Source organism: Pseudanabaena yagii GIHE-NHR1 (assembly GCF_012863495.1).
Taxonomy (GTDB): Bacteria; Cyanobacteriota; Cyanobacteriia; order Pseudanabaenales; family Pseudanabaenaceae; genus Pseudanabaena; species Pseudanabaena yagii.
Genome location: NZ_JAAVJL010000001.1, coordinates 2,514,235 through 2,540,483 on the forward strand (window position 1 = coordinate 2,514,235; position 26,249 = coordinate 2,540,483).

The following is a 26,249-nucleotide window of genomic DNA, read 5'->3' on the forward strand; positions in this document are numbered from 1 at the left end:
CAAAAGGAGTAAGTCATTTTCATCACTCGTCAGGTATAACTCGATCAAGTTCCCAATGACTAAAGTTCTAGATGAGCAAGTGTGCTATGAATGATTGGTAAAGATCCTACAAATAATTAAGCTGAAAACGAACTTTTAAGAGCAATCTTTTTGCAAGACGATCAGCAGGCGATCGCCACTATACAAAAATAAACTTTACAACATAGGCTTAGATTTGCTAACCTAGATAGTCGCCGCCTAAATTAAAATGCGCCAAACTAAAGCATAATAAGAACAATACTTTGCTCCCAAAATAAGCATGACTCAAATAATCGTTGGTGAAAATGAAGGGATTGAGTCGGCACTACGCCGATTTAAGAAAAAAATCCAAAAAGCTGGCTTACTAGCAGATATTCGTCGCTGTCAGTATCATGAAACAGCAGGCGAAAAACGTAAGCGTAAAGCCGAAAATGCTAAGCGTCGTGGTCGTTTCCGTCGTCGCGATGTCTAAGTTTCCAAAAATAGGGATTGGGCATTGCACAATCCCGTAATAATAAAAAAGCTGTGCAATGCACAGCTTTTTTGTTTAGTAGCCAACACCTAATAACTTATTTTCACGCCGAAATTGGCTGGGTGTCATGACATCTGTACCATTTGCCCAAATACCTACGCGATCACTTTGTGCTTTAGTTTCAAGTTCTGCATAGCCTTGACAATCCTTTTCTTGGAGGCGATCGTAATGGGCAAGTCCGAGGGATAGCATTAATTTATTGGCATTTTGTCCACCTGCAATCACTTCACCGTAGTAGCGCCCAAATTTATCCTTTTTGAAGACCCTGACATAGATTTCTTCATCGGCAAGGATGTTTTGCAATACCTTGCGGGCATGTTCCCCTTCGGCTTGTAGTAACTCAGGCGCATCGATACAGGCAAGATGGATTTTATTTTTGATGCCCCGATCTACAAGGGTAATATTGTCGCCATCAAAAACTTTTACCCTCATCGGCACTGCCCCAAATTGCGCCCATACAGGTTGGATGGCGATCGCTAAGCAAGCTAGGTTGGCTATAAATATTAAGAGAAACTTTGGCAATTTTTGAGAAATAGAAAGTTTAGAGAGCATTTATATAAATTGACAAAAGTTTAAGGAGATTAACTTTTGTATTGCCAACAATTCTATCTACTTTTTCTACTTTTAAATCCTATGTACGTTGTTTGTCATTCATATACAGCCTGTTGAGGCTTAAAGTAGTACAGAGAAAATTTTGAAAGCGCGGCTTCGCCGCGCTTTCAAAATTTTCTCTGGGTTTCAAGTCAGCGCAAAGCGTTGTAGTCATCCATGAGATGGCAAATGATGTAGTACTGCAAATCTGTGGCTAATGATTCTAGATAGCCTCTAGCATTGCCCATCTGCCATTCATAGGAAAGCTTGTTGAAATGTTCTTGGATGATACTCGATTTTTCTTTCCTATGAATTTTATAAGAATCCATATGGCTTATTGCTCTATTAACTGTGCAACAACCAAACGCGCTACACAAAATATCTAGTACTAGGCTATCTCTTTCTATAACAGCTTTTACATTATTTTGAGTATGCATTTATCTCAATACCTCGTCTTTAATTTATTTCGATGTTGAGAAAGTAAAAACAAAAGAATCTAGAAATACTAGGCAGTTATATTTCGTTTGTGTAAACCATAAAACATTATTGTGCTTTTTATATAAGCATAGACTTAAAAAATCATTATGTATTGTATTAGACGAAAAAATAGGGAAAAGCTAAATACTTTTAAAAACAAGCTAAATAAAACTTTTTAGAGGTAGATTTCGTTAACTTATTGGTAACTTTTAAATAACTTTTTCAGTTTTGAAAATTAATAATTTAGTTTGATTAAATTTACGTTGATTAAATTTAGATTGTGCTGCGATAAAATTTTTCAAGCAAGCGATGTACATCGCTTGCTTGAAAAATTCTATAAGTGTTTAGCCATAGTTAAAGAGAGAGCTAAAAGGACACACTCTGCCCGTGCGTCATTATTATTTAGGTGGCAGCGATCGCAAATTCACCACGACATCTTGCGCCACCATCGGTGATCGCTAGTTCATGCAATGTAAATTCATCACCGAGCTTATGGACTAGATGCTCTAGTAAAGCGCGAATCTCATCATCGGTTGTGGCTGTCGGTGGTGCATCAGGGGCGATCGCATCAAGGAAAATATGGGACTTGAGACAGCTTTGAAGATCTTCGGGAGATAGCTCGACATCCATCGTTACGCGAATGGGATCGAGCAATCGTAAAGCCTCACCCTTAAGGATTTGGGCAATATTGAGATGAATTGCTTCTGCACATAGATCGATATTAGTTACTGCTAAGCCTTGATATTTTGCCCCCGCCCCAATCACATTTGCTTTAGGAATATCACCGCTTAAAATTTGACGGCTTTTGCCTGCGATCGCTATTTCGAGAGTATCAATATGTTCGACCTGCGATCGCAACCACAGTTTAATGATAGGAATTAATACAGAACTAACAACGGACATATGAGTTTTTGTAACCCTTTTTTGGGTGAACCTTTTTGAGGTGATGGCGGTCAAAACCTATAAGTTGATAGCCATCGATATTGCCTCAATAAGTATAGATGCTCACAAGGTTAATTTTGGTAATAATGAAAACCGCAATAAGCCGAGATATGGATGTTGATAGTCGATGTTCAAAACCATAACTACAAATATCGAAACTCCTAATCCCTCTGATCCCGATCTCCATCTGGTGCAAGCGAGCTTGCATGGTGATGCCCATAGCTTTAAAAAGCTGTATCAACGTCACCATCACAAGGTGCGGTCAACGCTATTTCAGCTATGTGGTTCCGATGGTTTAGATGATCTGGTGCAGGATGTTTTCCTCAGAGCTTGGAAAGGATTAGGTAAGTTTCGGCAATCTTCCCAATTCTCGACATGGCTCTATCGGATTGCTTTTAATGTGGCAAGCGATCGCCGCAAAGCACTAGCAAAAATGCGATCACGCAATATCTCCGTCGAAGATGAGCAACTGGAAAACCTCTCGGATGATGCGATCGCCCGTGATGGCTATCAGCAAGCAGGGTTAAACCAAATGCATTATCAAGACATCATGCAACGAGGTTTAGCCAAGCTCAGCGAGGATCATCGGGCGGTATTGGTACTGCATGATCTCGAAGAGTTACCCCAAAAAGATATCGCGGAAATTTTGTCTATTCCTGTCGGCACGGTGAAATCGCGATTATTCCATGCCCGTAGTGCCATCAGAAAGTTTTTAGAAGCGCAAGGAGTCGAACTATGAAAAATTCTAATTTTCCACAGCCTCAAGAAAACTTTGATGGAGATCCTCGTGATCAAACTGATATGGCTCTAGTGAATTTTCTCAAGCAAAATAAGCCGATCGCTCCACCTCCTGCCCCCCACTTTGAGCAGCAACTATTTGCGGAGATTAGCAAATATCCTCAGAAATCAAAAAATAGAAGTCTCAAGCGCTGGTTGCCTTGGGCTTTGGTGATCCCTGTTGCACTTGCTACTGGTATTGGTTTTAACTTGGCAAATAATCGCTCTCAGTTCCAAATTGCTACTAATTCCCTCAGCGAAGCGGATCAATCAGCGATCGAACAATCATTAATTAATAGCTGGGATGCTACGGATGTTAGTGTTGCTCAGACATCAGGCACAACAACGACCACGGATACCCAGCTTTTGATGGAGCTATCTCCCCTTGAATACGAGTAGAGCATTCCTAATTCATATGCCCCAGACAATTGAAATTCCTGTGAACAGTAAAAATTAAGAAAACGATAAATATATGTTTAAGTCAAAGCTCTTTCAATATTGCGCGATCGCTGCCACAGCCGCAATCACCAGTGGCGTGATTGTCTCTAGTACTGCGAGTTTGCAATCTCAGCCTCCGAAACCTCAGGCAGTCGAAACCCAGAACCAGTTAGGAAGCCCCAATAATCTTGCCGAGTTGCCCGACTCAGCCGATAAATTTGCAGCTAATAGTCCCGATATGCCTTCAGGGAAAGTCCTCAAACAGCTAAATCTCACTCCTGAGCAATTACAAAAACTTAAGGCAGTTCGCGATCGCGATCAAACGCAAATGCGCGAACTGGGACAAAAATTACGCCAAGTTAATAAGGAATTACAAGATTTATTAGCTGGTACTGAAGGTAGCGATGTCATTCGAGCCAAGCATAAGCAAGTGATGGAGCTGCAACAGGAATTACAAAATAAACATTTCGAGAGGATGCTAGCCATGCGTGACATCCTCACGCCACAACAGCGATCGCAACTTAAGGAAATCATGCAAAAAAATCGCGATCGCATGAGAGAGGGCATGAAAGACCGTATGCAAAATCGTTTGGAAAACCGTAGAGAGCGGCTAGATAATCTGCGCGATCGCTCAACCCTATAAAGTTGGTGGCGCTTTGCGCCACCAACTTTATAGAAAAAGAGCATCGCTTAGCGATGCTCTTTTTGCATCAGTGTAAATACCTAACGCGAAGAAATTGTTAAATCCCCTTACCAAATCTGGAACTGCTCTTAAGATGGGTCGTAACTCTTATTCATACTTCTGTTGAGTTTTATAGAGATTCACGAAGAAATCCTGAACTTATTGAACTTGCATGACTGACTCTTTAACTTCTTCCAAACCAGCACAAGCATCTGAAACCTTTGCTAATAGCAATCCTCAAGCTAACAGCCGATTTATAGAGCCAGTTGTCCTCATCCGTCGCATTGCCATTGGAATTGCGATCGCTACTTGGATGGTGATGGCGATCGGTAGTGCTACTCGTGTGATGAATGCAGGCTTGGCTTGTCCAGATTGGCCCCTGTGTTATGGATCGGTGTTGCCTGCGGAGCAGATGAATCTCCAAGTATTTTTAGAATGGTTCCATCGTCTCGTTGCCTCCACTGTGGGATTTGCCACGATTGTGTTATTTGGGGCAAGCTGGTATTTTCGGCAGTCTTTACCCAAATGGCTACCTTGGGCAACTTCGGGATCATTATCTCTAGTAGTTTTTCAAGGGATTTTAGGTGGATTGACAGTAACGCAATTACTCAGATTTGATATCGTCACAGCCCATTTGGGAACAGGGTTGTTATTTTTCTCTAGCTTATTGGCTATCGCCGCCTCGCTAACTAACCAAACGATTTCTGACCAGACTCGTACTTCGCCCAAAATCGCTTGGTTAGGTCTAACAGCAGCAGTTTTAATTTATTTACAAAGTATTCTCGGTGCTTTAGTGGCCTCTCAATGGGCGCTCCACCAATGTTTTGCCACACAAGATATGTGCATTGTTTTGAATGCACATTTAATCGGCGTAATTCCTGCAACCCTTGCTAGTGTTGCGTTGGTGGTAACAGTATTGCTAACTAAAGCGATCGCTCCCGTACTACGATTTGTCGCTTCATTGGCTGGCTTACTAGTAATTGCTCAAGTAGCGATCGGCTATGCCACCTACAAACTACACTTGCAAGTCGAACCACTCACGATTGCTCACCAAGCTACAGGTTCAGCATTGCTAGGAACCCTTGTTTGTTTTGCTGTGTTAGCCTTTAGACTCACCCCAAAAGCCACTAGCCCATCTCAAACAGAACAGAATCAAGCGCAACCTGCGATTCGCTAACTGTCAGAACTGCGAAATATTTTAGGAGTTAAGCGCAATGCAAGAAACAGCTATTCAAGAATTAACTATTTCCGAAGAAAAGATGTTTGCACCCGCCAATCCATCGATGAATCGGAGCTGGCGCGAGGTGATCCAAGATTACACCGAATTAACAAAACCACGGATTATCGTGCTGTTGCTCATTACCACCGCAGGGGCGATGTGGATTGCTTCGGAGGGGCAAGTTGACGGATTTTTGATGTTTATTACGGTTTTGGGAGGAGCGATCGCTGCCGCTTCGGCAAATGCGATTAACTGTTTATACGATCGCGATATCGATGCCAAAATGGAGCGCACTAGTTGGCGACCCATTCCATCGGGTAGGATTCAGCCGTTTAATGCTCTGATTTTTGCGATCGCCCTTGCCGCAATTTCCTTTACGTTGCTAGCGGTCTATGCCAATCTCTTGGCTGCCTGTCTCGCCATGTCGGGAATTGCTACCTACGTTGGTGTTTATACAATTTGGCTAAAGCGTTCTAGCACTCAAAATATCGTTATCGGTGGTGCAGCAGGCGCAATTCCACCGCTAGTGGGTTGGGCAGCCGTTACTGGGGAATTAAGCTGGGCAGCATGGGTCTTATTCGCGATTATCTTCGTGTGGACTCCCCCCCACTTTTGGGCTTTGGCATTAATGATTCGTGATGAATATGCCAAGGTCGGTGTACCGATGTTGCCTGTCGTCAAGGGCGCAGAGGTAACGGCTCAGCAGATTTTGCTATATACGTTATTAATTATTCCTGTGTCTCTATTGTTAGTTTTTCCTTGCAATGTGATGGGACTGGTTTATGCAGTATCCGCCGTTGGACTAGGAGTAGCCTTTATTTACAAGGCAGCCCAGTTACTCAAAGAACCAAACGATCGCAATGTCGCCCGTTCGGTCTTCAAATATTCGATTCTTTATTTAGCCCTACTCTGTGTCGCGATGGGAATTGATAGTTTGCCCCTCGCCCATATTTCTGGAGATCAGGTGATCGCCCTGTTACAAACTACAATCGCAACGATAAACCCATAAAAAAGAGGCGCAAAGCGCCTCTTTTTTATGGTGCAGTCAAAACTTGATTACGTCCTGCGGCTTTGGCGCTATAGAGAGCAGCATCTGCGGCTGTTATTACAGAACTTCCCGTTGAGCCATGTTGAGGGAAACTCGCAACACCAAGGGAAGCAGTCAAACTGCCTAAAATTTGACCATTATGGGTTAAGGAGACTTTGGCGATCGCTTCCCGAATCTCCTCAGCACGTTTACTAGTGATTTCCAAAGATGAATCTGGCAAAACGAGGATCATTTCTTCCCCACCATAGCGACAAGCAATATCAAAACCGCGTACATGGGCTTTGAGTAAGCTTCCTACGGTTTGCAGCACATAGTCACCAGCATCATGTCCATAGCTGTCATTGAAGCGTTTGAAATGGTCTATGTCTAGCATGATTACACCAATCTGGTGCTGCTGACGTTGGGCGCGAGATAGTTCTTGATTAAGGCTTTCTTCAAGATAGCGACGGTTGAATAAACCTGTGAGAGGATCGCGGATGCTTTGTTGTTTCAGGGTTTCTTGTAAACGAAGATTGGCGATCGCTAATCCAATCTGTTCGGCTAATGTCTTTGCCAGTTGTTGTTTCGATTCGGTTAAAGCGTTTGCCTTGTTGTTACTGAGATGAAATAAACCAATGGTTTCACCCTGAGCAATCATGGGGATACAAAGAGTAACATCGATCTCCTCATCTAATAAAATATGGTTGCAATATAGCCCTGACTTCCGATCTACAAAATGCACACGACCTCGACGCAAAGCCCAACAGTCATTAGGCAAAAAAGCGACTTCAGAATGCAGCGATTTTCCCCAAAATGACATTACCTCGACATGATCGCGGGAAGCATTAGTGATAAAAATACTGCCCGCACAGTTGGGAAATAGTGGCTCAATCAAATGACTAAGAGCCTTACAAGCCTCCTCTACAGTGAAACAAGCTTGGAGAAAATCGCTAATTTCACTCAACTTCACCATTTCCCAATGGCGTTGGTTTAGCTCCGCAATATGATCACTAAGCTGCTGATTGGCAAATTGAAGATCGAATTCCGCTTGTTTGCGATCGCTAATATCAACAAAGGTAATCACAATCTGTTCCAGCTTCTGATTGGCATTAAATTCTGGAAATGCATTCACTAACACCCAAACCCTTGTTCGGTTATGTTGATTAATGCCCAATATATAATTTCTCAGAGGTAAATCCGTACTGAGGACTTGTTGAACTGGGTATTCCTCTAAGGGCATCACCGTGCCATCCTCACGACAAAAATGCCATGCAGGATCAATGGCATTTTTCCCTAGCATCTGCTCTTCGGTTAGTCCTAATAACTCACAGGCATTAGCATTGCTTAAAAGGATGCTTGTATCGGGGGCATGAACAACAACTCCAGCATGGAAGTTATTAATTAGATGTCGATATTTTTTTTCGCTTTGTTGTAGGGATAATTCAGCTTGCTTGCGATCGCTAATATCAATATTCGTACCAATAAATCGTAAAGGCGCTCCATCGGCAGTGCGACTAATCAGTTTGCCGCTGCCCAAAATCCATTTATAACTACCATCCTTACATTGGATGCGATATTCGACAACAGAGTGTTCGGTTTCACCATGCAAGTGTTTATTAATCTCCGCATAAACGGCTTCTTTATCATCTGGGTGGAGCATCCGATCCCAATCGCTGGAGTTATTGCTAATTTCATGCTCCTCAAAACCAAGCATCGCTTTCCATCGCCGAGACAAGAAAGCCTCATTGGTTTGCAGATTCCAGTCCCATGCGCCCCCTCCCGCTCCTTCTAGGGCAAATTGCCAACGGGCTTCGCTTTCGCGCAGGGCAGATTCAGCTTGTTTGCGATCGCTGATATCTATACATGAGCCGATATAACCGAGAAATTCTCCATTAGCATCAAATCTGGGTACACCTGTATCAAGAAGCCAACGATATTCCCCATCAAACCGTTTTAGGCGATACTCCATCTCAAATGGTTGTCTCGCATCAAAGGAATTAACATAGGTATCCAAGCAATGTTGGAAGTCCTCTGGATGCACACCCTCAGCCCAGCCATTCCCCATTTCCTGCTCTATTGTCCGACCCGTAAATTCTAACCACTTCTGGTTAAAGTGATAACACAGCTTATCTAGCCCTGAAAGCCAAATTAACACAGGGGCATGGTCTGCTAAATAGCGAAATCTCGCTTCACTCTCTTGGATTACAACTTCTGATTGTTTGCGATCGCTAATATCTTCAGCCACATAGGAAAATCGCGGACGTTGACTGACGGCAAAGCCAATGAATGAAACCGTGACCGATAGCCAATAAATTCTATGTTCTTTTTTGTGAGCATACTCAAACTTAATGGGATGCTTTTGCTCTTGGCTTAAGTGGTAGTGAGTCAGCCAAAGTTGAATATTTTCCGAATCAACGCCTAGCTCGCTAGACCATTTTCCTGCCATTGCCTCTGGCATTGTCTGGAAAAATGTAGCCGTAGCTATGTTATCGGAAATATGCAGAATATCGCACTCAGAAAGTTCCACTACCCCCATCATGAAAGGAGATGAGTTATAAAAACTGCTTAATATCGCCTCTTGTTCTTTATGCAAACATTCCACTCGATTACAATCGATAAGATCAATATTGAGAGCAGATACCTGAAGTTCTTGATTGGTTTTGCGGAATCCATCTTCCATACTATCGTTCCAACCTCTGTGTTCTGAGAGAGCGAATTGCTGCAATGAAAATGAGATTTTTGGCAGAAAATCTTTACTCCTAAAGGCTTTTTACCAAATACCCTAAGTTTAATTAATCGGCAAGTGCTGGAGACTCAAAATAAGTAGCTATATATAGAATGCCTAGCAATCCCCCTAGTCGCGATCGCCAGTTCACAAAACTGCCCTAAATTTCTGGCTCCCCTTATATGAGTATCGCATAGCTATCGTAATTTATACACAAATAACTAGTTAGGGACTTGTCGAGAAAAAAGGTACCACCGAGTTTGTACGGCTTCGACTTCGCTCAGCCAACGTTGGCTGAGCGAAGTCGAAGCCGTAGGTACTTTAATTTAATAGCAAGTCCCTTAGCGCGTTGCTTGGCAACACGCTAACTGGTTATATAAAACCCAAAAACCTGTGGCTCAAGCTGCGCTTGAGCCACAGGTTTTACTTACTTACAGAGGGCTGTAAGCCTGAATGAATGACTAAAATCGATTAAGACTAACTGGGCAATTGGGCTTTTCGGCAGCCTCTACGGGGGCAGGATCGGGAGGCAGGAGTGCGACAATATGGGGAACAGGGCGAGGCTCATACGCCATCACTGATTTGCCGCGATAGGCAAGGGAGGCACTAGCGCCCGAATCAAGCATGACGACATCTTGCAAACCAGCCTTTGCCAAGACTTTACCTAAGCCGACGGAATCGATCATTTCCATCGTTACGCCGATTACGGGTCTACCAGAGCGATCGATTCCCCAAAAAGCGCGATCGCGACTAGCATCAAAACCATAGAGCTTTCCAAAGGACTCGGCGGATTGGGGTTTACCATCACGAACGAGCCAACCTGCGGCAACAAAGGCATCAGTGACATCAGGTAACTCCGCCTTGACTGCTTCTAAAGAATTGTGCTTAGCGGCATTAAAGGGAATAAATTTGATTGTCGTAGGACTAATTAATACGAGGGGACGACCATTTAACAATGGATTTTCGCCTTTATTACCGACATTAAAAACGCCTGCATTGCTAGAGAATTGACTCATCACAGGTCCAATCATCGTATTGCCATCAATACGCTCTAAGGAGAAAAAGCCACCGTCAACAGCCGCGATCGCATTGGGAGTCATTCCTAAAATTTCGGCTACCTGAGCGCGTTTATCGGCATGGGCTGTGACGGCGCGACCACCATATACTAAAGTGAGCGATAAACCATCAACTGTCACCTTTTTCTTCTCAACGGGGGTAGTGAAATTAATCGAACCATTGCTGACAGTGGGCAAAAGTGAAACTTGACTTGCGGAAGTTCCACTGGAAGCTTGCTCGATCGCATCACTAAAGCGTGACTGTCCAAAACGCATAATTGCAAGTAAATCATCGGATTCATTAGCCGAGCGCTCTTGGCGGGGATCGAGACTCATTGACAGCGCTGCCTTGTAACCTGCATCCTTCACCTTGTCCTTAGCACGTTCCGTAAAGTCACCTTCAGGATAGGTAAAGTAATCGATGGCAATTCCCAATTCTTTTTCCAGAGTTTTTTTCGATTCTAATACCTCACGTTCTAGTTCTGCATTGCTGAGGTTCTTCATATTCAGATGATTTACCGTATGGGAAGCAATGGTAATCAAACCACTTTTTTGCATTTCCCGCAGTTGATCCCATGTTGCCTTGGGCTTTTGACCCGCAGTGCCGACAAAACGGGTATGTACTGACCATACCGCAGGATAGTTATATTTTTTGAGCAAGGGGAAAGCGTACTTGTATTGACCAACATAGTTATCGTCAAAGGTCAGCAATACAGGCTTTTCTGGTAATTGAGAGCCAGTCCGCAAATGGTTGACGAGGCGATCCATCGTAATTGGTGTATATCCACCATCTTGCAGCGCTTGAAAATGCTTTTCGAGATCCTCTGGGGTGACATCCCACTCCACATCTTTAACTGCGGTGATATCGTGATACATGATGATCGGGACTTTTGCCCCACGCGCACGATCGCTAATTTGGGGAAATGGGGCAGGATTAAAACTGGCGACTAGATCCGCATTAATCGCATTACTTAAATTTGAGAGGGTTGGTAATGGATCATTGGCGATCGCATTGATCGCTCTGACTTGATATAGCGAAGCTGTTACCGAGTCCAGTGCGTTGTACTGGCAAAATGAAGGTGCATTTCTAGATTTGGCAACGGAATTATCTAGGTTGGTATCGGGAGTTTCTACGCTGGTGGAGGCAGTTCGATAGGATACAAATCGTGAAGCGATCGCTGCGCCCATGCCAGTACCGAGGGCAGCCAATGCTAGCACGACCCAAATTACGTTCATGCTGCTGCTATTTTTTCCGTTGCCCCTGCTCATAAAGATTTATAAATTTCTTAATATTACTAGCGCTTATTTAATCAGACAGCCATCATGTAAACAAGTACCTAGGGATCACGAATTTGCATAAAACAAAAAGTAGCCACGCTTTGCGCGGCTACTTTTTGTTTTATGCCCAACCTGCTAATTGATAAATAAACAGTCCAATATATTCTTTGATTGCATTAGTTGTATTTTTTAAAGCCTCAGCACTAGGTAATAAATCTAAAACTATGGCTAAGCCCTTACTGTTTTCATTATTTACCGATAAAAAGTCTGTTGGTGCAGGAATAACCTCTAAGCCAACCTTGCGGAAAATTTCCATCGATCGCGGCATATGTAGAGCTGAGGTGACGAGCAAGACCTTATTAATGGCTCTTTGATCAAGGATGTGCTTAGTATTCACCGCATTATCACGGGTGTTGAAGGATTGTGATTCTTGGATAATTGCACTTGCGGGTACACCCATTGCCTCTGCGATCGCTGCCATATCCTCCGACTCAGGATTTCCACCATCGCCATACCAATCAGCCCTACCACCAGTTACTACTAACAATGGGGCTTTACCCTGTTTATATAGCCACGATCCATATAAGATGCGATCGCCTGCCTCATTCACCTCATACCAAGGTCTTGGTGGAATACGTGGGCGCGTGCCACCACCTAACACAATGATCGCCTCCGATTGGGGCAATTCACCATTGGGTAAATATTGCCACTCTAGCGATCGCACGATGAACTTAGAAATAATTTCATTACTGCTGCAAAGTAAAACTGCTAAAGCAACTCCCAGCAAAATTGAAGCAATTCTACTTCTTTGGAATATTGAGGCGGCTCTATTGACGGTACTGGAGTTGCGCGCTTGGCGAGATTTCCATAGCAATATGCCTAGTGCGATCGCCACTAACAGACTGGATAGTCCTAATGGATAAAAGAAAATTGGTAATAGTTTCGATAAAAATAGCGACACAGTTTAAAAAACTAGATTTTAGGATTTTTTAGGGCTTGGCACTGGCTAGTAAAATCGTAAGGCAGTGAAAACCCCGCAATGATAGTAACTCCGCTTTTGATTTTTTATGAAGCGACAAAGCCACTTCATAAAAAATTGGTTCCTTACCCGTCTCTACTCTAGTAGAGAAAACTCCACAGTTTGACACCTATTGGTGGACGATGCATTAGTTTAGGAAACTTGAGCGATATGGCTATCCATCATTCCAGTACAAAGTGTTGTGAGTAATATCTTTCTAGATTTTTGAAATTGCTATAGCAGTCCTAAATCATTTATAGATTTTTGGGTTTGTGGAAGCGCACCCTTGCGGGGTGCGCTTCCACAAACCATTTAGGATTGCTATATACTATGGTGAAATCACAGCCAATGTTTAGAGAAAAAGATTTATGACTCGCAAATCGTGGGACAGCTATTTAGAATTGGGCTTTTGGGATGGAGAAAGCGACAAATCGAAAAAACATAAATCTTTTCAACTTCCGGGCGCAAAACCCCATTACAACCCCGATCGCCCCGGACAGGTGGAACATATTGCCCTCGATTTAGTTCTGGATATTTCCCAGCAAACAATTACAGGAACTACTAAAATTCGTCTTCGTCCTGTGCGTGATGGCATCAAGGATTTGATTTTAGATGCGGTGAATTTGCGGATTGACTCGGTGGCAGTCACCGATCAAATCGAAGCTAAGCCCGATCCCGACAAAACCAAGAGCAAGTTTGACTATGATGGCGAATTCCTAAAAATCTATCTCAATGAACCCACTAAAGCAAATGTGCCTCTTGAGATTGCGATCGCCTATGCTGCTGTACAACCTCAACGCGGTATTTACTTTGTCCAGCCTACGGAGCATCAACCCAATAAACCCACACAGGTCTGGACTCAGGGCGAAGATGAAGACTCGCGCTATTGGTTCCCTTGCTTTGATTACCCCGGACAATTAGCAACTTCCGAAATTCGCATTCGTGTTCCCAAGGAATTTAACGTAATTTCCAATGGGGAATTAATTGAAGTTAAGGAACAGAAAAAAGAGAAAATTTATCACTGGTATCAAAAGGAAGTCCATCCTAGTTACTTGATGACCTTAGCGATCGGTGATTTTGTCGAAGTGAAAGACGAATGGAAAGGTAAACCTGTTACCTACTATGTAGACAAGTCTCGCACGGCTGATGAAGCCATCTTAACGATGGGCAAAACCCCACGCATGATTGAATTCTTCAGCGAGAAGTATGGCTATGATTACGCCTTTCCAAAATATGCTCAGGTTTGTGTAGCTGACTTTATTTTCGGTGGCATGGAAAATACTTCCGCAACTTTATTAACCGATCGCTGTGTTTTAGACCAGAGAGCCGCACTGGATAATCGCTCTAGTGAAAGCCTTGTTGCCCATGAATTAGCGCACCAATGGTTTGGTGATTTGGTGGTGATTAAGCATTGGTCGCACGCATGGGTGAAGGAAGGGGCGGCAACCTACGCAGAGGTGCTTTGGACAGACCATGAATATGGAGCTGAAGATGCTGCCTATTATCGTCTGGGGGAAGCTAGAAGCTATTTGGCAGAAGATCGCGATCGCTATCGTCGTCCGATGGTGACCCATGTCTATCGCGAGGCGATCGAGCTATATGATCGCCATATCTACGAGAAGGGCGGCTGTGTGTACCATATGCTGCGAACCGAACTCGGCGATGAGTTGTTCTGGAAAGCGATTCATCATTTTGTGCGGACAAATGCCCATAAAACCGTTGAGACCATTGATTTATTAAGAGCGATCGAGGAGGCTACAGGACGCAATATTCTCTTCCTCTTTGATCAATATGTCTTCCGTGGTGGACATCCTGAATACAAGGTAGGCTATAGCTGGGATAGTGATAATAACTTGGCGAAGGTCACAGTTTCCCAAACTCAGGATGAACTATTTGATTTAAAGATTCCCATTGGTTTTGGATTTGAAGATGTTGCGGAATCGCAGGTTTTCAAAGTGCGCGTATTTGAGAAAGAACAGTCTTTCTATTTCCCCTTAAAGACTAAGCCCAAGTATATTAGCTTCGATCAAGGGAATCACTATCTCAAACAAGTTACTCTCGATTATGGTGTTGCCGAACTGAAGGCAGGCTTGCAGTCTGACCCCGATCCCCTTGCGCGTATCCAAGCGGCGGAAGCTTTGGCGAAAAAAGGAGGATTAGAGGCGGTGAAAGCCTTGGGTCAAGCCTTAATCGATGAACGCTTCTGGGGTGTGCGTGTGGAAATCGCTGAGAATCTTGCCTCGATTAAACTCGATCAAGCCTTTGAAGCCTTGGCTAAGGGATTGGAAGATCCCAATGCGAAGGTGAGAAATGCGGTTCTTAGTGGTCTAGCACAGAACAAGGTGCAGAAGAGTTTGGATTTGATTAAGCCCTTCATTAAGAAGGGAGATCCTAGCTATACCGTTGAAGCTACCGCCGCTAGATTGTCGGGCGAATTAGCCGCCGCTTTGAGTCATGAACGGGAACCTTCTAAGGTGGTCAAACTGTTGCAAACAGTTCTCAAAGAACGTGCAGGCTGGAATGAAGTAGTGCGTTCGGGCGCGATCGCAGGTTTAGCCAAAATTAAGGAATCCGATGAGGCGCTAGAAACCATCCTCAAATATACAGAACCCGATGTACCTCAGCCCTTGCGCCTAGCCTCCATTCGTGCCCTTGGTGCTATGGGCAAGTCGCAGACTAAACCCAAAACCGAGAAAATCCTCAATCGCTTGCAGGTCATTTCCCAAGAGACATTCTTTTTAACCCAAATGGCAGTGGTTGGCGCTTTGGGACAAATTGATAGTGCGGGGGCAATTGGTGTGCTGCGATCGCTATCGGACTCTACGCCCGATGGTCGGGTGCGGCGGGTTGCTGATGAAGCAATTCAGCGTGTCCAAAAGGCGATCGGTAAGGATGCGGGTTTAAAGCAACTACGCGAAGAACTCGATCAATTGCGTAAGGATAATCAATCCCTCAAGAGTCGATTGGAAGCGATCGAAGCAAAGTCTAAACCATAACAATAAAGCACCCATAGGGTGCTTTATTTTTTAATCAAAAAAACACTGAGAGAATCCGTATTAGTGATGTAGCGTGAAGTAAGAAAAAATATTAAGGTTAAGGAAGAAACCTAAAGATTCTTGTATCATAGCCGAGTTGCTTTAAGTGACCAGCAGTAGCGACAAATGCAGAAAAGAATTCCTGTTAAGCTCCCAATTTCCCATGTTTTTAGCACTGCTGCGCGGACTGTCGCTGTTACAGCGATCGCTGGCTATCAGAAATTTATCTCACCCCATAAAGGATTTTCTTGCGCCCATCGCGTGCTCTATGGTTGCGAATCTTGCTCTCAATATTTTAAGCGAGTGATTGCCGAAGATGGGATTTTAGTGGCGATCGCCAATGCTAAAGGTCGCTTTCAGGAATGCCGTGAAGCCAATGAAATCTTAAAAGAGCGTCGAGCCAAATGTCAGTCAAGGCGGCGATATTATGCCAGTCGCTTAGCTTCAAATACAATGACGATCGAAGTTGGTGAACCTGATGATTTAGGAGATACTGAGCCTACCGACGAGCCTCAAGAATCTCCAAATTCGGATAAACCTAAAATTGGTGGTTCGCGATGGGCATCTAAAAGGCGATCGCAAGCGACGAGTAATGGTGGCGAAGGTGGCAATAATTGCGGTAATTCCAATGACTGTAATGATTGTGCTAACTGTGCTGATTGTGCCGATGGTATGAGTGTGATGGACTGTGATAGTTTGAATTGTCCTGATTTAAGCTGTCCTGATCTTAACTGTGGCAATGCTGACTGTTTATCGGGAATGGATTGCAGTGGTTGTGGCGATTGCGGCGATTGCGGTGGCGCGGATTGTGGTAGCTGTGGTTAGGGAAACAATTCAAGATCCAGTTAAAGATATTTTCCAGTATTTTCTCTAGAATTTTCTAAAAATTATATGATTGATCATGATGTACTAATTATTGGTGGTGGATTAGCAGGCTCTAGGGCAGCATTGTCCGTTGCCCAAAATTATCCTCATCTAAGTGTGGGCTTGATTTCTAAGGTGCATCCGATCCGATCGCATTCCGTTGCTGCCCAAGGGGGGATCGCCGCCTCGCTCAAAAATGTGGATAATGATGATTGGCTCACCCATGCTTTCGATACGATTAAGGGTTCCGATTATCTCGCCGATCAGAATTCTGTACAGGTTTTAACTCAATCAGCTCCCGAAGTAATTATTGATTTGGAACATTTAGGAGTTCTCTTTTCCCGTGCCGAAGATGGGAAGATTGCCCAAAGACCCTTTGGCGGACATACCTATAGTCGTGCTTGCTATGCCGCCGACAAAACGGGCCATGCGATTTTGCACGAATTGGTAATGAATCTCCGACGACTCGGTGGCACGATTTACCAAGAATGGTATGTCATGGATTTAGTTTATGAAGATGGCACAAATGGAACTGAAGTCAAGGGTGTTGTCGCCTATAGTTTGGAAACTTCACAAATAGAAGTGTTTCGGGCTAAGGCAGTATTAATGGCAACAGGAGGCTATGGGCGCGTTTTTAATACCACCTCTAACGATCTTGCTTCAACAGGGGATGGATTATGTTTGACCGCAAATATTGGCTTGCCTTTGCAAGATATGGAATTTGTGCAGTTCCATCCAACGGGTTTATATCCTGTGGGGGTGCTGATTTCGGAAGCGGTGCGTGGTGAGGGAGCCTATTTGATTAATGATTTAGGTGATCGCTTTATGGCAAATTACCCCATCAGCAAAAATCGAATGGAACTATCGCCTCGTGATATTACATCGCGCAATATTGCCTGCGAAATTATGGAGGGTCGCGGTATTAATGGCGGTAATTATGTATATCTCGATGTTCGCCATTTAGGAAGAGAAAAGATCCTCAGTCGTATTCCCTTTGCAAGGGAGGAAGGTTTGCGCCTAGCAGGTGTGGACTGTATCGATCATCCTTTGCCTGTGCGCCCCACTGCCCATTACTCTATGGGGGGCATTCCTACTAATATCAATTGTCAAGTACTTGGCGTAGATAGCCAGCCGATCGCAGGATTTTTTGCCGCAGGGGAAACAGCTTGTGTGTCCGTACATGGAGCAAACCGCTTAGGTGCAAATTCACTGTTAGAGTGTGTAGTTTTCGGTAAACGTGCAGGTGAAAAACTGGGCGAATATGTCAGCGATCGCCCCATGCCTAAGATCGTGTCGCGCCCCTACCTAATCGATGCCGACACCAAGCTCAAAAGGATGTTAGCCAAACAAGGTACATCCCGCATTGCCGATATTCGCCAACAATTGCAGGATACGATGACCGAGCATTGTGGCATCTTCCGCGATGATCAACGCCTCAAAGATGGTTTACAAAAAATTCAAACTATTTGCGATCGCTATGATCATGATTTGCTCGTTGATGATCGCAGTACGGTTTTTAATATGGAACTGATGCAGGCGATCGAATTACGCAGCTTGCTCACCGTCGGCGAAATTATTATGTCCAGTGCTTTATCCCGCAAAGAAAGCAGGGGCGCACATTCCCGCGAAGACTATCCCAGCCGCGATGATGCTAATTACCTGAAACATACTCTGGGTTACGTAGAAAATGGTCAGGTCAAAACTAGCGATCGCCCCGTTGATATGAGCTTACAAAACATTGATCGCGATCGCTTTACACCTCAAGAACGCAAGTATTAAGCTATATATTTTTGAAAGGGGCGCAAAGTGCCCCCTTTCAGAATTAGATTTCTTGCTTTTGTGGTTGTCGAAAATAACTGCAAAACCACGATAGGAGCTATGCTTGATAGAGATTAGAGTTTACTGACTTTGCGAGTAACGATTAACCGTGGCGATCGACGAATTTATAAAACTGCTGGATCAAGGCGTAAATAACTGGAACAGATGGCGAGAAACTCATCCTGATATTCGCGGTGTTGATCTCAGTGAAATTCAGTTAGAGGGTATTGACCTATCTGGCATTGATCTCAGTATGGTGAATTTGCGTGGGGCAAGACTACGGGATGTCAATCTGTCCTCTGCTAATTTGCGTGGTTCAGACTTGAGCATGGCAAATCTCCGAGGTGTCGATCTCAGTGGTGCAAATCTTAGCTCATCGCATCTCAGTATGATTTGCCTAAGTGAGGCGAATCTCAGTAATACCAATTTAAGTGGTGCTGACTTGCGCGGCTCCAATCTCCGTCTTGCAAACCTCGATCGCGCTGATTTATCAACCGCGAAGCTGAATATGTCCAGCTTGAATGGTGTCAGCATGATTGGCGCAATTCTGATTGGGGCAAATCTCAGTCGTGCTGAGCTACGTGAAGCCAATCTAGCTGGAACTGATTTTAGTCGCGCTAACCTAAGCGAAGCCGATCTCTCCCACAGTAATCTTAATGTTGCGGCTTTGGTGGGTGCAGATTTGATTGGTGCAACCCTTGTGGATATTGATCTCAGTGAGTCCAATCTTTGCCGCGCTAATTTGATTGGGGCAAATCTCTATCGCGCTAATCTCTGTGGCTGCGATCTGATTGGTGCAGATATGCGGGGCACAAATTGCAGTGAAGCCTATTTTATTGGTGCAGATTTAAGTCGTGCAGATCTGAATCGTGCCGAGTTTACTGGCTCCAATCTCAGCAAAACTAACTTTACTGGTGCAAATACCGAAACCACCGATTTTCAAGATGCCATTCTGCCAGATGTTTGGTAATACCTAAAAAGGGCGTAGCCCTTTTTACTTTTTAGGCTTGAAAACGTTTTTTTATCGCTATCGTCACTCGTGTTAAGACAAAATCAAACCATAAGAAGAGAGGGGCGGCGCAAAGCGCCGCCCCTCTCTTCTTATAAATAAGCCGCAGGATCAATGGGTTCACCATTAGCACGTAACTCAAAGTGTAAATGGGGACCCGTGGAAAATCCCGTCGAGCCAACGGCAGCGATCGGTTGTCCTTTCTCGACGACATCCCCATCTTTGACATATAAATCACTACAGTGTCCATAGAGTGTAGTCATGCCATTGCCATGATCGATGATCACCGCATTGCCATAGCCTCCATACCAATCTGCATAAATGACTCTACCTTGAGCACTGGCATAAATTAAGCTGCCGTAGTCTGCGCCAAAGTCGATGCCAGCATGAAAGCGTTCAGTACCTAAAATTGGGTGTGTGCGCCAACCAAAATTGCTGGTAACATGACCAATCGTGGGATACATCAGTTGACCTGTACCTGGAGGTAAGATTACGCCAGAATAGGGCTGGACTTTTGCCATGATAATTTGTGACAGGCGGCGAGAATCTTCGGCGAGACGATCTTCCGCTTGTTCGAGGGCTTTGCGATCGCTCTTGAGTCGCTCAATAGTATTTTGTTGGGCAACTGCTTCCGCTTCGATATTTGATTTTTGATACTTCAGCTTTTGGGTTAATAGCTCAATCTCATTTTTCTGAGCAACTACTTGATTACGCTGCTTTTCGACTCGTTCCGATTTTTGGGTCAAGTCTGCCAGTAACTTGCGATCGCTATTATAAATGCGCTCAATCTGCCGACGACGATCGGCAAACTGATTGAGATCCCGACTACTGAGCAGTGTTACCCACCAGCGTTGCAACTGTTGCCTTTGTAAATAGCGTAGACGTGCAGAAGTTGCATCACGCTTTTTATTGAGGTCATATTCTAGTTCTTGGAGCTTTGTGCTCAGATTTTGTAATTGACTGCGAGCTTGACGGATTTTTTTCTCATTTTCTTGGATCTGCGCCTCCGTAACCCTGACATTTTTTTTGAGGGCTGCAAGACGCGATTCCGCGGGCTTGGTTAGCGCATTAATTTGTTCTTGTTGCTTTTGAATGATTTGACGCTGTTGATCGACAAAGTTTTGATAGTTTTTGAGTTCATCCACAGACTGAGCTTGCACTGGCTCCCCTTGCCCCAGCATTAAGCAGCAGCCAATGGCGATCAGCACAGTTAGCAATGCTAACCGCAAAAATCGGCGCATCACTCCCTTGCTTAGTCTTTGCGCCAATTGAAAGATTGTTTCACCATTGATTGGAAAATGTTTACTAGTCATATCTTGCCAATTTATGTGCCAGTTTATTTGCCAACAAAGGCGATCGCGCATTCAGTCCACCAAGTTCCACAAACAAGTCCACAAACTAGGGCAAGATTTTAACCGTATTTTGACATTAATAAAAGCCTAGATTTAGCGTGACTCTCCCTTGAGTAGCGATCGCGTATAGAATTTTGCAAGTTTTAACTTTTAATAATATTTCTGTATCTTTTAATACTAAAATCTACATATATACTTTTCCCATGACATAATTAACGAAGCTAAATAAACTTTGGCTCTTAAAAAACTATTTAAAAACGCAATTTAAATAACTAATTTAGTAAAACTGCTTCAAACTTGCAGAGACAAAGCTATGACAACCACCACACATCCTCGTACTTATCAAGCCACTCAAAATACAAAGCAGTCTCGTTATCTGCAATGTCTTCAACCCTTGCCTTCTACTTGGGTAACATTGCTAGAGCCACCTGCATCTAGTAGCTATGATGAGGCGTTGCTGATGTGTCAATATCCTGATGGTCAATGGGCTGCATGGATACCAGATCTGGGGGAAATTAAATTACATTCGGGTCAATTTTGTAGGATGTCATAGTTTATAAAAAAGGAGGTGCTAAGCGCCTCCTTTTTTGTAGTGAGGATATGACCAAATCTCAACATATTCATCTCTGGATTCCTGAACTTTTTTGTACCAAGGGGGGGATTCAAGTATTTTCAGGTTTTTTATTGCAAGCGTTCCAGTCTCTATACCCTGAGTCTAATTTAAGTATTTTCCTCAAAAATGACTCAGGGGAAGTAATGCAGCAAAAAATTAGCCAAGAAGTTAGCCAAGATAGTCGTAGCAACTGGTCACGGACGCAAATCTATGGTGCAGGAGCGATCCCATCACCTATTAGAACTTTATTTTTTGCTTGGCAGTTGATGAGCTTAGCGATCACCCAAAAGCCAGATCTGATCATTACGACGCACCTAAATTTTGCACCGATCGCTTTTATCCTCAAAAAAATAATTGGTACGAAATATATTGCGATCGCCCATGGGGTTGAAGCATGGGATATTCAAAATCCTTTATTAAAAAAATCGCTACAGACTGCGGACTTAATTCTTGCGGTCAGTAACTTCACGCGCGATCGCCTCTGTCAACAACAGGGGTTATCCCCTGAAAAAGTGGGAGTTTTACATAATACTTTTGATGCAAATGCTTGGGAAATTAGAGAGAAGCCCGCACATTTATTACAAAAATATGGGTTAAATGCTCAGCAAAAAATTATCCTCACAGTATCTCGCCTTGTCGCCTCAGAAAAATACAAAGGCTATGATCGCATTCTTGAGGTACTACCCATTATTCGGCGATCTATTCCTGATATCCATTACATCATTGTTGGCAAAGGTAGCGATCGCGATCGGCTCACCCAAATTATTCAACAAAATAATCTCCAAACCCATGTCACTCTCGCAGGCTTCATCCCCGACGAAGATTTATGCGATTACTATAATCTATGCGATTTGTTTGCTATGCCTAGTAAAAGAGAAGGATTTGGGATAGTCTATTTAGAAGCTCTAGCCTCTGGTAAAGCTGTCTTAGGAGGAAACTTAGATGGGGCTGTTGATGCTTTATGTCAAGGAGAGATTGGGGCACTAATTAACCCAGATAACTTATACGAACTTGTGGAAGTAATTACCAAAATCCTATCAGGCAAACATGATAATCCTCTAATCTACCAACCGCAAAAATTACGACAATCCGTAATTACCAAATTTGGGTTTGAGCATTTTCAGCATAGTCTATCTAGTTATTTATCAAGTTTTCTCAACTAACCTTTAAATTCAACTTTTACACATCAAATGTATGCTTTTTAGATGCGTTCACCTTCCAAAAATAAAAGCAGCATTGTGTGTTTGCTCAGCTTGGAGCTAGGGAACAGACCATGTGTGGAATTGCTGGTTTCTTAGCTTCATCACTGCCAAATGAGACTGAGCGATATATCCGAATATTGCAAATTGCCCTTCAGCATCGGGGGAAAGATGATCAAGGGGTATATTTATCGCCACAGCGCGATATCGCCTTGATTCACACCCGTCTTGCGATTCTCGATCTGAGCCAAAATGGACATCAGCCGATGCCCATTGCTGATCAAAGATACTGGATTACTTTTAATGGAGAAATCTATAACTTTCTCGAATTAAGGGAACAGTTAAAAAATGAAGGGGAAACTTTTTTTTCCAATACAGATACAGAGGTAATTCTCAAGCTCTATGCCAAATATGGCGAAAGATGCCTAGAGTTTTTGCGCGGAATGTTTGCTTTTGCGATTTGGGACGAGCACGAAAAGGTCTGTTTTATGGCGCGTGATCCATTTGGGATTAAACCTATTTATTATTGGTGTCAAGGCAAAACTTTAATTTTTGCGTCGGAATTACGAGCCATCATGGCGCTTGGCATCATTCCCAAACAATTAAGCCCGATAGGTCTATATACATATTTAACCAATGGCTCTGTCTCAGAACCTTGGACAATTATTGATGGTGTTAAAAGTTTAGAAGCAGGTAGCAGTTTACGATGGCAGGATGGCAAGATTCACCATCAAAAATACTGGGAAATTAATTTCCCATCGGTAATTTATGGAGATCATTCTGTAGCGCCAAGTTATGCCCCAACAGCAGCAAAACTCTCCTTAGAAGCGATCACTACAACAAGGGAAGCTTTATTTAACAGTGTTAAGCATCATTTAATTAGCGATGTTCCCATTGGTATATTTTTGAGCGGTGGAATCGACTCAACGGCACTTGTTGCCATTGCACGACAAATGCAAAGTAATGAATTACGCACCTATTCCCTTGCATTTAAGGAAGAAGCATGGAATGAAGGGGCGATCGCGAAACAGGTCGCCGATCACTTTGGCACGTCCCATACTGAATATTTACTAACGGCTGATCTTGCTCAGGATCTGTTACCAGAATATTGGCGATCGCTTGATCAACCCACTATTGATGGATTTAATACATTTTGCATTTCCCAAATTGCCCATCAACAGGGCATGAAAGTAGTGTTGTCAGGGCTAGGTAGCGATGAACTATTTGGTGGCTATGGTACATTTCGGCAAGTACCAAGGATGGTAGATCAGAGACAAAATGTTGCCTTTTTAAAAGCGATCGCCAAAGTTGTTGGTAATGGGTTAGAACAATTAGCCCAGTCTCCTAAATATCGACGATTTGGAGCATTTTTATCCAAAGAGAACTCGATTCAAAATGCTTATAACTTGGTACGTGGAGTTTTTTCGACTTGGGAAGCCTATCAACTGGTGCAATTCTATTTAGGTGAAGATGTTGGAGAACAAGTTAAAAATGAGATAGTCACTTTTCTGAATGAAGAAAAGCAATCTTTTCAGGAATTCCCAACTCCACAAGATGAAGTTTCCTATCTGGAACTCAGTCGCTATATGCGAAATCAATTATTGCGAGATAGTGATGTGATGAGCATGAAATGGGGCTTAGAACTGCGCGTTCCCTTTGTTGATTGCGATCTATTTACAGCAATAAGTCAAATCCCCGCATCAATGCGTTTACATAAAAATAAACAGCTATTAACTCATGCAATTCCCGAAATCCCTGAATATATTATTAATCGTCAAAAACGAGGCTTTACCATTCCCTTTGTCCAATGGATTGACAAGGATTGGCTTAAAGGTACTATGGAAATCAAGATTCCGAGTCATATTCCTCTGCCACCTCAGCAATGGTATCGGCGTTGGAGTTTAGTAGTTTTACAAAATTGGTTACAGGCGCTCTCCTTATGAAAGTTCTGCATATTATTCCTTCAGTGGCAAAAGTGCGTGGAGGTCCCAGCAAAGCAGTAATCGAAATGGTGAAAGCGCTGCGATCGCAAAATGTTGATGCGGAAATCGTAACCACTAATGATAATGGCAAAGACTTACTGGATGTGCCTTTAGATATACTGACTGATCGGTTAGAGGAATATGGCAATGTACCAATTCGCTTTTTTTCAAGATTTTCGCCCAATCTTAATGCTGTACGTGAGTTTGCCTATTCAGGAGCGCTGACAGCTTGGCTATGGCAACATATCACCGATTATGACATTATTCATGTCCATGCTATTTTTTCCTATGCTTCCACGATCGCTATGGCGATCGCCCGTATCAAAAATGTGCCTTATATCAATCGCCCCTTGGGACAGCTTTGTGAATGGTCATTGCAGCAAAGTAAACTTCGCAAACAAATCTATCTCAATATTATTGAACGCTCTAATTTATTGCATAGTCAATCACTCCATTTTACGGCTGAGCAGGAAAGAGAGGAATTCCATCAACTAGGTTTGAATATTCCTAATTTCGTTCTGCCACATGGTGTGCATATACCAGAACCTATTCCTGATGCTCAAGATAAACTCCGCCAAATTCTGCAAATCCCCCATCAGATCCCCATTATTCTCTTTATGTCCCGTATCCATCCTAAAAAAGGATTGGAATATCTGATTCCTGCTCTTAGCAAATTCCAAGACTCGAATTTTGCTTTTGTGATTGCGGGGAATGGCGAGAGTGATTACATGAATCAGATTCAAGATTTACTAGAAAAACATCGAATTAGCGATCGCACCCATCTAGTCGGTTTCGTTAATGGGGAAACTAAAAATCTATATTTACAAGGGGCTGATCTATTTGTCCTCACTTCCCATTCTGAAAACTTTGGTATTGCTGTGATTGAATCCCTCGCAGCAGGAACGCCTGTTTTAATTACGAATGGTGTAGCGATCTCGCCAATGGTCAAAGAACAGGATCTCGGCTATGTCGCGCAATTAGATTCTGAAGCGATCGCGTCAACAATCCAAGAATTTTTCGAGCATCCCCAAGTTGCAAAGCAAAAAGGCGATCGCGCTCAACAATATATTGCTGAACATTATAGTTGGGCTAAAATAGCCCATAGTTTGATCAATATATATGCCAAGTATGCCAAATATACAAAGCTATGAATGCAACCAAAGCTTTATATGAAACAGATTTTAACCTCTGGCTGAAGGAAACTGTAAATCTATTACGCAAAGGAGAGGTTGAGAAATTGGATCTCGAAAATCTGGCTGAAGAAATTGAAGATATGGGGAATAGCCGTAAAGATGCCTTAGAAAGCAACTTGATTCGAGTATTACAGCATTTACTAAAATGGAAATACCAACCGCAAAAACGAACCAATAGCTGGAAAGCATCAATTACTGAGCATTCTCTCCGTTTAAATAAAGCATTTAAAAAAAGTCCTAGCCTAAAGCCTTATTTTGAATCTGTATTCGCAGATTGCTATCAAGATGCAAGATTGATTACGTCCCAAGAAACAGGATTGGATATTGCTACTTTTCCTGATTTATGTCCTTTTTCACAAACCGATGTCTTAAATCCTCAATATTTGCCTGAAGATTAGTTAGACA

General features: G+C 43.2%; 22 protein-coding genes. 15 read left to right on the top strand and 7 right to left on the bottom strand.

The genetic code is table 11. The features are described 5' to 3' along the window. The first annotated feature begins 298 nt into the window (after positions 1-298). Positions 299-490: a 30S ribosomal protein S21 gene (gene rpsU, locus HC246_RS11475; RefSeq protein WP_009628553.1), complete on the top strand. Its 192-nt coding sequence runs from the start codon at positions 299-301 to the stop codon at positions 488-490. Positions 491-565: 75 nt separating this feature from the next. On the opposite strand, the gene HC246_RS11480 is transcribed toward rpsU, so the two are convergent. The 3 genes from HC246_RS11480 to HC246_RS11490 all read right to left on the bottom strand — a co-directional run bounded on the left by HC246_RS11480 (position 566) and on the right by HC246_RS11490 (position 2,521). Further along, entirely contained in the window at positions 566-1,102 is a 537-nt protein-coding gene (locus tag HC246_RS11480; protein WP_169363504.1) for a thermonuclease family protein, read from the bottom strand. 191 nt (positions 1,103-1,293) lie between these two features. Then, a complete protein-coding gene (locus HC246_RS11485; protein ID WP_169363505.1) occupies positions 1,294-1,470 on the bottom strand; it encodes a hypothetical protein in 177 nt (58 codons plus the stop codon). A gap of 550 nt (positions 1,471-2,020) precedes the next feature. After that, positions 2,021-2,521 (bottom strand): LmeA family phospholipid-binding protein, encoded by a 501-nt coding sequence (locus HC246_RS11490; RefSeq protein WP_169363506.1) that lies wholly within the window; start codon positions 2,519-2,521, stop codon positions 2,021-2,023. Positions 2,522-2,687: 166 nt separating this feature from the next. Here HC246_RS11490 and HC246_RS11495 point away from each other — a divergent pair, with 166 nt between their 5' ends. The 5 genes from HC246_RS11495 to HC246_RS11515 all read left to right on the top strand — a co-directional run bounded on the left by HC246_RS11495 (position 2,688) and on the right by HC246_RS11515 (position 6,685). Then, positions 2,688-3,299, top strand: a complete 612-nt coding sequence (locus tag HC246_RS11495; protein ID WP_169363507.1) for a sigma-70 family RNA polymerase sigma factor — start codon at positions 2,688-2,690, stop codon at positions 3,297-3,299. Continuing rightward, a complete protein-coding gene (locus HC246_RS11500; protein WP_169363508.1) occupies positions 3,296-3,736 on the top strand; it encodes a hypothetical protein in 441 nt (146 codons plus the stop codon). Before HC246_RS11495 ends, HC246_RS11500 begins: the two co-directional genes overlap by 4 nt. 73 nt (positions 3,737-3,809) lie before the next feature. Beyond that, a complete protein-coding gene (locus HC246_RS11505; RefSeq protein WP_169363509.1) occupies positions 3,810-4,418 on the top strand; it encodes a Spy/CpxP family protein refolding chaperone in 609 nt (202 codons plus the stop codon). Positions 4,419-4,629: 211 nt separating this feature from the next. Further along, a complete protein-coding gene (locus tag HC246_RS11510; protein ID WP_169363510.1) occupies positions 4,630-5,634 on the top strand; it encodes a COX15/CtaA family protein in 1,005 nt (334 codons plus the stop codon). Between the two features lie 82 nt (positions 5,635-5,716). Beyond that, positions 5,717-6,685: a heme o synthase gene (locus HC246_RS11515; RefSeq protein ID WP_169364568.1), complete on the top strand. Its 969-nt coding sequence runs from the start codon at positions 5,717-5,719 to the stop codon at positions 6,683-6,685. 25 nt (positions 6,686-6,710) lie between these two features. Here HC246_RS11515 and HC246_RS11520 read toward each other — a convergent pair whose 3' ends face one another. The 3 genes from HC246_RS11520 to HC246_RS11530 all read right to left on the bottom strand — a co-directional run bounded on the left by HC246_RS11520 (position 6,711) and on the right by HC246_RS11530 (position 12,722). Continuing rightward, positions 6,711-9,383, bottom strand: coding sequence for a sensor domain-containing diguanylate cyclase (locus HC246_RS11520; RefSeq protein WP_169363511.1), 2,673 nt, complete (start codon positions 9,381-9,383; stop codon positions 6,711-6,713). Positions 9,384-9,889: 506 nt separating this feature from the next. Then, entirely contained in the window at positions 9,890-11,719 is a 1,830-nt protein-coding gene (locus HC246_RS11525) for a polysaccharide deacetylase family protein (protein ID WP_225902943.1), read from the bottom strand. A gap of 163 nt (positions 11,720-11,882) precedes the next feature. Beyond that, positions 11,883-12,722: a YdcF family protein gene (locus HC246_RS11530; RefSeq protein ID WP_169363513.1), complete on the bottom strand. Its 840-nt coding sequence runs from the start codon at positions 12,720-12,722 to the stop codon at positions 11,883-11,885. Between the two features lie 425 nt (positions 12,723-13,147). Between HC246_RS11530 and HC246_RS11535 the strand changes: the two genes are divergently transcribed. The 4 genes from HC246_RS11535 to HC246_RS11550 all read left to right on the top strand — a co-directional run bounded on the left by HC246_RS11535 (position 13,148) and on the right by HC246_RS11550 (position 19,466). Continuing rightward, complete coding sequence (locus tag HC246_RS11535; RefSeq protein WP_169363514.1) at positions 13,148-15,775, top strand: M1 family metallopeptidase; 2,628 nt, start codon at positions 13,148-13,150, stop codon at positions 15,773-15,775. 165 nt (positions 15,776-15,940) lie between these two features. After that, entirely contained in the window at positions 15,941-16,639 is a 699-nt protein-coding gene (gene yidD / locus HC246_RS11540) for a membrane protein insertion efficiency factor YidD (protein WP_169363515.1), read from the top strand. Between the two features lie 66 nt (positions 16,640-16,705). Then, positions 16,706-18,457 (top strand): succinate dehydrogenase/fumarate reductase flavoprotein subunit, encoded by a 1,752-nt coding sequence (locus tag HC246_RS11545; RefSeq protein WP_169363516.1) that lies wholly within the window; start codon positions 16,706-16,708, stop codon positions 18,455-18,457. 148 nt (positions 18,458-18,605) lie between these two features. After that, complete coding sequence (locus tag HC246_RS11550; RefSeq protein ID WP_169363517.1) at positions 18,606-19,466, top strand: pentapeptide repeat-containing protein; 861 nt, start codon at positions 18,606-18,608, stop codon at positions 19,464-19,466. A gap of 131 nt (positions 19,467-19,597) precedes the next feature. Here HC246_RS11550 and HC246_RS11555 read toward each other — a convergent pair whose 3' ends face one another. Then, complete coding sequence (locus HC246_RS11555) at positions 19,598-20,818, bottom strand: murein hydrolase activator EnvC family protein (protein ID WP_169363518.1); 1,221 nt, start codon at positions 20,816-20,818, stop codon at positions 19,598-19,600. A 352-nt stretch (positions 20,819-21,170) separates the two neighbouring features. Between HC246_RS11555 and HC246_RS11560 the strand changes: the two genes are divergently transcribed. The 5 genes from HC246_RS11560 (at position 21,171) to HC246_RS11580 (ending at position 26,242) form a co-directional block, all read left to right on the top strand. Next, the gene (locus HC246_RS11560; RefSeq protein WP_169361594.1) at positions 21,171-21,410 is read left to right on the top strand and encodes a hypothetical protein; all 240 of its coding nucleotides are present in this window, start codon (positions 21,171-21,173) and stop codon (positions 21,408-21,410) included. 47 nt (positions 21,411-21,457) lie between these two features. After that, positions 21,458-22,633 carry a glycosyltransferase family 4 protein gene (locus HC246_RS11565; RefSeq protein WP_169363519.1) on the top strand — a complete coding sequence of 392 codons (1,176 nt, stop codon included), beginning with the start codon at positions 21,458-21,460 and terminating at the stop codon, positions 22,631-22,633. Positions 22,634-22,743: 110 nt separating this feature from the next. Continuing rightward, positions 22,744-24,612 (top strand): asparagine synthase (glutamine-hydrolyzing), encoded by a 1,869-nt coding sequence (gene asnB / locus HC246_RS11570; protein WP_169363520.1) that lies wholly within the window; start codon positions 22,744-22,746, stop codon positions 24,610-24,612. Then, entirely contained in the window at positions 24,609-25,802 is a 1,194-nt protein-coding gene (locus HC246_RS11575) for a glycosyltransferase (RefSeq protein ID WP_169363521.1), read from the top strand. Before asnB ends, HC246_RS11575 begins: the two co-directional genes overlap by 4 nt. After that, complete coding sequence (locus HC246_RS11580) at positions 25,799-26,242, top strand: DUF29 domain-containing protein (RefSeq protein ID WP_169363522.1); 444 nt, start codon at positions 25,799-25,801, stop codon at positions 26,240-26,242. The genes HC246_RS11575 and HC246_RS11580 overlap by 4 nt, the downstream gene beginning before the upstream one ends. The last annotated feature ends 7 nt before the right edge of the window (positions 26,243-26,249 follow it).